The 6,991-nt window shown below is 59.2% G+C and carries 7 protein-coding genes; 4 read left to right on the top strand and 3 right to left on the bottom strand.

Features of this window, described 5'->3' with window-relative positions:
• Nucleotides 1-28: 28 nt before the first annotated feature.
• The 3 genes from IE101_RS19430 to IE101_RS19420 form a co-directional block, all read right to left on the bottom strand.
• Nucleotides 29-412, bottom strand: a complete 384-nt coding sequence (locus IE101_RS19430; protein ID WP_189635496.1) for a hypothetical protein — start codon at nucleotides 410-412, stop codon at nucleotides 29-31.
• 117 nt (nucleotides 413-529) lie between these two features.
• The gene (locus IE101_RS19425; protein ID WP_189635495.1) at nucleotides 530-1,855 is read right to left on the bottom strand and encodes a vWA domain-containing protein; all 1,326 of its coding nucleotides are present in this window, start codon (nucleotides 1,853-1,855) and stop codon (nucleotides 530-532) included.
• Entirely contained in the window at nucleotides 1,848-2,531 is a 684-nt protein-coding gene (locus tag IE101_RS19420; protein WP_189635494.1) for a helix-turn-helix domain-containing protein, read from the bottom strand. Before IE101_RS19420 ends, IE101_RS19425 begins: the two co-directional genes overlap by 8 nt.
• A 254-nt stretch (nucleotides 2,532-2,785) precedes the next feature.
• Here IE101_RS19420 and IE101_RS19415 point away from each other — a divergent pair, with 254 nt between their 5' ends.
• The 4 genes from IE101_RS19415 (at nucleotide 2,786) to IE101_RS19400 (ending at nucleotide 6,965) form a co-directional block, all read left to right on the top strand.
• Nucleotides 2,786-3,130, top strand: coding sequence for a MerR family transcriptional regulator (locus IE101_RS19415; RefSeq protein WP_189635493.1), 345 nt, complete (start codon nucleotides 2,786-2,788; stop codon nucleotides 3,128-3,130).
• A gap of 5 nt (nucleotides 3,131-3,135) precedes the next feature.
• Nucleotides 3,136-5,226 carry a VIT domain-containing protein gene (locus tag IE101_RS19410; protein ID WP_189635492.1) on the top strand — a complete coding sequence of 697 codons (2,091 nt, stop codon included), beginning with the start codon at nucleotides 3,136-3,138 and terminating at the stop codon, nucleotides 5,224-5,226.
• A gap of 330 nt (nucleotides 5,227-5,556) precedes the next feature.
• Nucleotides 5,557-6,642, top strand: coding sequence for a COG3904 family protein (locus IE101_RS19405; protein WP_189635491.1), 1,086 nt, complete (start codon nucleotides 5,557-5,559; stop codon nucleotides 6,640-6,642).
• A complete protein-coding gene (locus tag IE101_RS19400; protein WP_189635490.1) occupies nucleotides 6,639-6,965 on the top strand; it encodes a hypothetical protein in 327 nt (108 codons plus the stop codon). Before IE101_RS19405 ends, IE101_RS19400 begins: the two co-directional genes overlap by 4 nt.
• The last annotated feature ends 26 nt before the right edge of the window (nucleotides 6,966-6,991 follow it).

Here is a 6,991-nt window from a genome sequence, read left to right as displayed (position 1 = left end):
GCCTTCCAGGCTCAATAGTATCAATTGCTTAGCCGTTTAACTGATGAAGTTGGGTGACATGTTCATTGATAAAACACTCACCCACTTCTCGGGTTTCGCGCGCCACGATGCCAAGCAGGGAATGCGCATGGCTGGCACCATAATCTTCATTCCAATGTGCAAGGTAGCGGCCATCCAGTTCTTTCAGGAGGTGAACCCAATATCCGACATTCCCGTTTGAAGACATCGCACCGAACTGGATGAGCAAGTCATCCTCATGGGAAAAATCACAGGGGGATGAATCGTAAATCTTGCCGTCTATCTTGATCAGGCAATCTTGCGGCGGAAATCGTGGTTGGCACAGGGCAGGATCGGCATGGAAAATCAGTGCCAGACAGGCACCTGCACAGATTTTGAGCAGAGACGTGCGCATGAACGTTTCCGGACTTTTGAATGAGATGATCTGTCCCGCCCCTGGACGGGGCAGGCCGGTTGACAAGCGATTTCGTTTGAAAGGCGAAGCGTCAGGCGGGACGCTGAGGCTCAGTGATCAGCTGTTGCCATCGCGCATGCGATCGCTCCAGGACTGGCGGCTCATGCTGCGTCTGTCGACACGGCTTTCCATGGCAAGGGAGGATTGCAGCACCATTTCCTTGCGCATCCGCGGCGAGATTTGCGACCCAGCTCGACGAGCCAGCAGGTCAAGTTCCTGAACCAACGCAGGGCCGCAGCGCAAGCCGTGCACGTAGTTGGCAAAGTGGCGCAGCTCTTGGCGGATGAACCCTTGCGCGTCGTGGAATGCGCCGCGGGCGTTCATTTTTGCGGTCATGGTGACGACATGGGCACTCCACGCCTTAGCAACGATTTCCGCAACCTCATCGTCGCGGTCCTGCGCGGAATTCCGATCCCCCTGTGCCGCAGTCAAAGCGAGTTGAACTGCCCCTGCGCCGATGACCCCGTCCTCGGACATGGCATGACCGCGCGCGGTGACCGTGAAATGTAGCTGCGTGCCTGCGGGCAGTATCGGGCAGATCACCTTGAAGACCGCGACCCGCTCGGACCCGCTCTGGATGGCGCCAAGGGAGAGCACAAGGTCACCATCCCGCTCCTCGAGGCGCCCCCGCCCGACCGCTTCGATCCGCAGTTTCGTCGAGGTGGTAAGGATGATCTCGGCATTGTCGACACAGGTAAGCGAAATATCCTGCAGTTCGCCAAGCAATACGGTCGAAATCTCGCTTGTTACCTCAGCATCGTGCAGACGTCCGCCACCGCTTTCAGCGATGCCACGCAAAAGGTGTTCGTCATAGTCATCACCGATCCCGAGCGCCGAGGTCAGGACCCCCCGCAACCGGAGCTGATGAGCATGCGCCCCCAATTCACCCGCTTCCGTAATGCCGCGGTTCGCATGACCATCACTGAGCAGAATGACCCGAGGGGTCATACGCGGGTCCCGCTCGGCGATCCGGGCGGCGCAATCTACCGCCGTGAACCAGCCATCCGAGAGATTGGTCATGCCACTGGTCTCAAGCGCTTCAATGGTCTGGCGGATCATGGGAAGAGTGCCCGCATGAACCGTCACGGCATCAAGATGCACGACGACGTCGGACCCGAAGGAAACCAGCGAAAGACGGTCCTGCTCGGTCAGCTGCGCAGCGAGGCCTACGGCGGCCTTCTTTGCAGCCTCGAGCCTGGCGCCGGACATGGATCCGCTCACATCAATCGCAAGGGCAATGTTGAGCGGCGCGCGCGCCACGGGACGATCCTCACCAAGGCGACGGGCATTGACGCGGGCCACAAGGTAGCGAACCGAAGACCCGGCTTCCCAGAAAAGGCTGCGATCAAAACTGGCCGACATCGAAAACTCAACATCACTCATATCGGGCTCTCCCTAAAAGGATGGTGCGGAGCTGGTCCGCAAGTTGTTCAAAAAGGACACGCTCGGCAGGGGCAAGATCGCCCCGGACCGACAGCTCAAGGTCCGGCGTGATCGAGATCCGCGTCCAGACCATCCCGCGCGCGCGGCGCGGCGCCGCTTCTCCGACAAGCCGCTCAAGCTGCAGGATCAGCTGTTCGATATGGGCCAGATCGGCATTCGGTTCGTCCAGGCTTGCAGGGCGCGCGACATTCATCATCGGTTCCGGCAAGGTCGCCGCTTGCCTCGGGGGCAGTTCGACAGACCTTTCCGGTCTTGCGGCACTGAAGCTCGGCACCCCTGCCCCGCCATCCGCAGATTGAGAGCGGATGGCGCTCAGATAGTCACGGGCGGATCCGCGATTTGCAGCGGATGGCCCAGCCTCTTGCGCCCAGGACCGGATCTGCTCTTCGGTCGCCATCATGAACCGCCGTCCGATTTCGGACAGTGACAGCCCATGGTGGTCCTTGAGCGCCCGCACCGCCAATGCGCGGCTCACATTCCCGGCCGGATAGCGCGCCCCGCGCCCGGCCTTGAGCGGCGGAGCGAGGAGCCCTTCACTCACCCAGGACCGCAGCGTGCGAGGCTCGATAGCTGTGCGCTGACTGAGTTCTTCAAGAGTGAGATCATGTTCAAGCATGGAATCTTGCTACCCTATTTAATGCGACATGTCAATATGTCGAGTTTATTGGCGCATTCAATCCTGCCCTCCTGACTGCGCAAAACCTCCGGCTGCCGGCAAATGCGCGCCGCACGCGGCAAGCTCATTGAGAAAAACAAGCCATCAGAAAAAAATGACAAGAAATTTGTCACGTTCCTTGACAGGTCGGCGAACGTGACATAGTTTATGTCTTGTTGTATGCGCAGTCCGAAGAATGAACACATGACGCGACCATGACCCTCACCGAACTGGCCGACCACCTCGGCGTCCCGCCGCGCCAGATCCGCTTCATGATTGCCGAAGGCATTCTGCCGCCGGCGGCACGCACGGGCCGCTCTGCAGATGCCTACGACGAGACACATATCAGCAAGGGCCAGCGCTATCTTGCGCTGCACCGCATGGGCATGAAGCCCGGGTCAATCAAGGTCCTGATGTCTTTCGACGATGCACTGCCCATCATGCAGGCACATGGCGTCGAACTTCGGGTTGGTCCGCAGGTATCCCCGGATGACCTGCAGATCGAAGAGATCCTGACCGCTGTCGAAGCGGCGCTGAAAACCTATACCAACAAAGGATAAACCTGATGCAGGTTACCGCGCTCAGCCATAGCCTGGAAACACTCCACGATGGCCTGACGACGTTTTCCGACGGGGTGCCGACCCCGATGCCGCTGGCGGCCACGACGATCGCGGTGCAAATCCAGGCCGGTCTTGCAATCGTGCGGACCACACGAAGCTTTCGCAACGTCGAAGACACCCCCATCGAGGCGGTGATGACCTTCCCCGTCGGGTTCGACGCCACTGTCACCGAATTGGCCGCCACTATCGACGGGCGGCGCCTGCTTGGTGCTGTTCAACAGCAATCCGAGGCGCGGGCGACCTATGAGGCTGCCTTGGACGAGGGCCGCCTGAGCATTCTGCACGAGGAAGCTCTGCGGGGCATCCACATCCTGTCCTTGGGGGCGCTTCCACCGGGCGCAGAGGTTGCCGTGGAACTTGAACAGGTCATGCCACTGGTAGCTGTGGACGGCATGCCGTTCCTGCGGCTCCCCATGACAGCTGGGCAGCTTTACGGCACCTCGCCTCTGATCGCCATCGATGATCTGGTGACCTCAGGCGCCGTGCGGCATGTGGCAGCGCTCTCGGTCAGCGTGGATGCAGGCCGCGCTGTCCTGCATGGCCAGCCGCTTGCACCCGATACGACGGTCGAGATCCTGCAGAACCGCGCCGTGGAATTGCGGATCGAGGGCGGCATATTCGGGCAGCACTGCGGAAAGGCGTCCGACGGACGTCTTGTGCAAGTGGCACTCGAGCCCGTCGCATCAGGCGAAGCCGCCCTCGACCTGCATGTGATCGTCGACAGATCTGGCTCCACTGGCAGTCGCGTGCGTGACGGCGCAGAGTCGGTCTGGGAAGCGATGAGGAACGGCCTGTCGCAAGAACTTGCGCGGCTGCGGATCTCGGATCGGATCACGCTCTGGCAGTTTGATGACCGTTGCGAAGAGCTCGGAAGCGCGCAAGGCCCCGCCTGTGCACGGCTTGCAGGCAGGCTGGAAGGCCCGCGCGGTGGCACCGAATTGGCGGGTGCGATCCGCGCTGCACTGGAGAAGGGCGCCAGGGATATTCTTGTGCTGACCGATGGCCAGACCTGGGCGCATCAGGTTGAGGAGCTGAAGGGCACAGGGCCGCGCATTTCGGCAATCCTTGCGGGGCCCGGCAGTCTCGACGCGAATATTGGCCATCTCTGCTCCATGACCGGTGGTCAGGTGCTCTATGCGCCCGGACGTGATGTGGCGTCCGCCCTGCGCACAGCCTTTGTCACTCTCCGCCAGCACGGGTCGTCGGTTAAAGGCGAAGTGGATGGAACTGGTCCGAAGATGATCACCACGTTGCGTGGCGGGGTCAGGATCCGGGCTGAGTGGTCAGAAGAGGCCGGGAAATCCCATCCCGGCGCCACAGCCATTGGCCGGTTCGCCGCCGCATTGGCCCTGCCGCTTCTATCGGAAGATGAGGCCCGTGCCCTTGCCGTTTCCCACAGTCTCTGCACGCATCTGACGAGCCTCGTTCTCGTTGACGACGCCGGGGAGGCAACCGAAGCTTTCGCGCAGATGCGCAAAGTCCCCCTTATGGAGAGCATGGTGTGGTCCGATCCCGCCGTAAGCATGTCCATGAGCGTGATCGACCTCGACGAAGGCGAACAAGAAGCCTCACAAACCCAAAGCCAACGCTCCCGAACCACAGTGCGTGCGCATCCGGTGATCGACGCCCAACCTGCGCCGTTCATCCATCAGCATGCGCCAATTCGCCCATCAATAACCTCGATCCAAAACCTCTTGTCGAAGCTGGGGCTTTCTTGGCCGAAGGACAGCAACAAAGATGACAAGAAGGACCCGACCGAGCAATTGTTTGCGGGGTTCGATTGGAAAGTCCATGGCCAAGCGCTTCTCGCCGGGAACTTCAGTATTCTGACCGGCAGCCAGCAGGAAGCCGTCGCACAGCTTGAAGAGCGAATCCTGGCCGAGCAGCGGAAGCAGGGGGGCAAGGCGGTTCTCACCCTCGACGCCCGTATCATCGCCTTGGGCATCATCGCTCATCGATTCAGAGATCGCGGTGCCAACGATTTCGCGCGCCAGGCCCTGCAGGATGCACCTCTCTGGGCTTTGAGCGTCGGGTGAGCGACGGCCGGGTCCATCTTCGCATCATCCCCCGCGCTCATGTTGTTCGCAGGGAACGGCCAGCGCCCTTCGACCAGCCCGGAATCCATCACATGTCGGCAGACGAGGCCTGTGCAATCTTGGGAGCAGCTTCTCTTTGCAGATCTTGTCGCTGCTGGCGGGGGTGACCCGAATGCTTGGGAATGAAATGAATAATGTTGCCCCTCTGATGGCCCTGGTGATGCCAACCCGGCGCAAGGTGACGGAGGAGCGTGCAGGGCGCAGAGATCCCGAGGTGCCCGAAGTCTCTCACCGTAAACTGAAACATTTTGTATTTCGCAGGGGGTTGCGATGAAGCGCGTTCAACTCTTCCTAGTTTCCGCACTTTCGGCGTTGTTTGCAAACGAGGTCACCGCGGTTGAGCTGGGCACTTTGCACTACAACGCGACCCTGATCATCACGATGAGCGGGCCAATCGAGGCTGGCGATGCAGAAAAGTTCATGCAGTTCTGGACTGAGAACGCCTATGACGCTTTCACTTTCAAGGTCGCCATGGATAGCCCAGGCGGGAACCTTGCTGACAGCATCAAGATCGGACGCTTTCTGAGAGAGCAAAGTGCCGTTACCTTCATTGAAAAGTATCCTCCTCGTGAGCCCGCGCAATCTGACTGGGAATATCTCGAGGCCGCAATTCCTCTTGGTGGAGCTGGCTGCTACTCGGCTTGCGCTTTGGCTTTCATGGGGGGCGTAAACCGTGAGGTCCCGGAAGGTGCAGAGATCGGCTTCAACCAATTCTACGCTGGCGATGACGTTGCATCCGCGCCTGACGTGATGACAGACACACAAACCGTATCTGCAATGATCTCCAGCTATTTACGAGAGATGGGTGCCGCCCGTGAACTCTTCGAGTTGATGTCAATAACACCCCCGGAGCAGCTTTTCATCCCACAGCAAGATGACCTGAACCATTTGGGCATCATGCCATCCACAGCGTTTGAAAATTTCCAGCTTATGCCTAAGGAAGGCGAAGTTGTAGCGGTAGCTATAAACCCACGGAACCAAGGCACACTCGAACGTCTTTACGAGATCGAGACTTATTGCTGGAAAGGTCGTCCAATAATCAACCTGTATGCAGAAAAAGCAGATTGGGGCTTGCGGGCAGATTATGCAGATCCATTAACGACACACATTGATGGCTGGATGCTAAGCACCTCCCTTGGAATGCGAGAATTTGGTGCAGAGAGCATTCGGCTTTATCCGGAGCAACGACTTCTTGCAACTTTGTATCTGGATACAGAAGCAGCCCGCGCTTTAAGCACAGGCGGGGGTCTTATATCGCTTAACAGCAATACCGCTTCGGGTGTCTTCGTGAGCGGAACGATCAACGCTCCCAATGGTGATGAAGCTATTGCCATAAGCTTCAAGGACTGCACTTGAACGGCGTTGATGATGCGACCGCGCCCCGACGGCATCGGTGTGCCAAGGTGATGGGGGTTGATCATGAAGGGATCATCGAGGCCAAACTCTTTGGCCGTGCGCGTGGCATACTTCAAAATGTAATCCGTCCAGCTAACAGGATCGAAGATGGGCCGCAGATCCAGCTGCCTCTCGCCGCCGATCGCGCCCTCGGCCACCGAGGCCGCGCGGATCAAGGCCTGCCTCAAACGCTCGACCCCGGGATCATCCAGACCCGAGACATCGACAACACCGTGCAGATGAAGACGCCCGAAGTCACCCAACTTCATCAGTTAAACGGCTAAGCAATTGATACTATTGAGCCTGGAAG

Origin of the sequence: Gemmobacter lanyuensis (assembly GCF_014652355.1) — a bacterium.
GTDB classification, from domain to species: domain Bacteria; phylum Pseudomonadota; class Alphaproteobacteria; order Rhodobacterales; family Rhodobacteraceae; genus Gemmobacter; species Gemmobacter lanyuensis.
This window is presented reverse-complemented; position numbering and strand designations above follow the sequence as displayed.

Excerpts from the sequence above, each read along its gene's own strand:
- IE101_RS19420 (WP_189635494.1), bottom strand. The coding sequence starts at position 2,531 with ATGCTTGAACATGATCTCACTCTTGAAGAACTCAGTCAGCGCACAGCT.
- IE101_RS19405 (WP_189635491.1), top strand. The coding sequence starts at position 5,557 with ATGAAGCGCGTTCAACTCTTCCTAGTTTCCGCACTTTCGGCGTTGTTT.
- IE101_RS19430 (WP_189635496.1), bottom strand. The coding sequence starts at position 412 with ATGCGCACGTCTCTGCTCAAAATCTGTGCAGGTGCCTGTCTGGCACTG.
- IE101_RS19425 (WP_189635495.1), bottom strand. The coding sequence starts at position 1,855 with ATGAGTGATGTTGAGTTTTCGATGTCGGCCAGTTTTGATCGCAGCCTT.
- IE101_RS19410 (WP_189635492.1), top strand. The coding sequence starts at position 3,136 with ATGCAGGTTACCGCGCTCAGCCATAGCCTGGAAACACTCCACGATGGC.
- IE101_RS19415 (WP_189635493.1), top strand. The coding sequence starts at position 2,786 with ATGACCCTCACCGAACTGGCCGACCACCTCGGCGTCCCGCCGCGCCAG.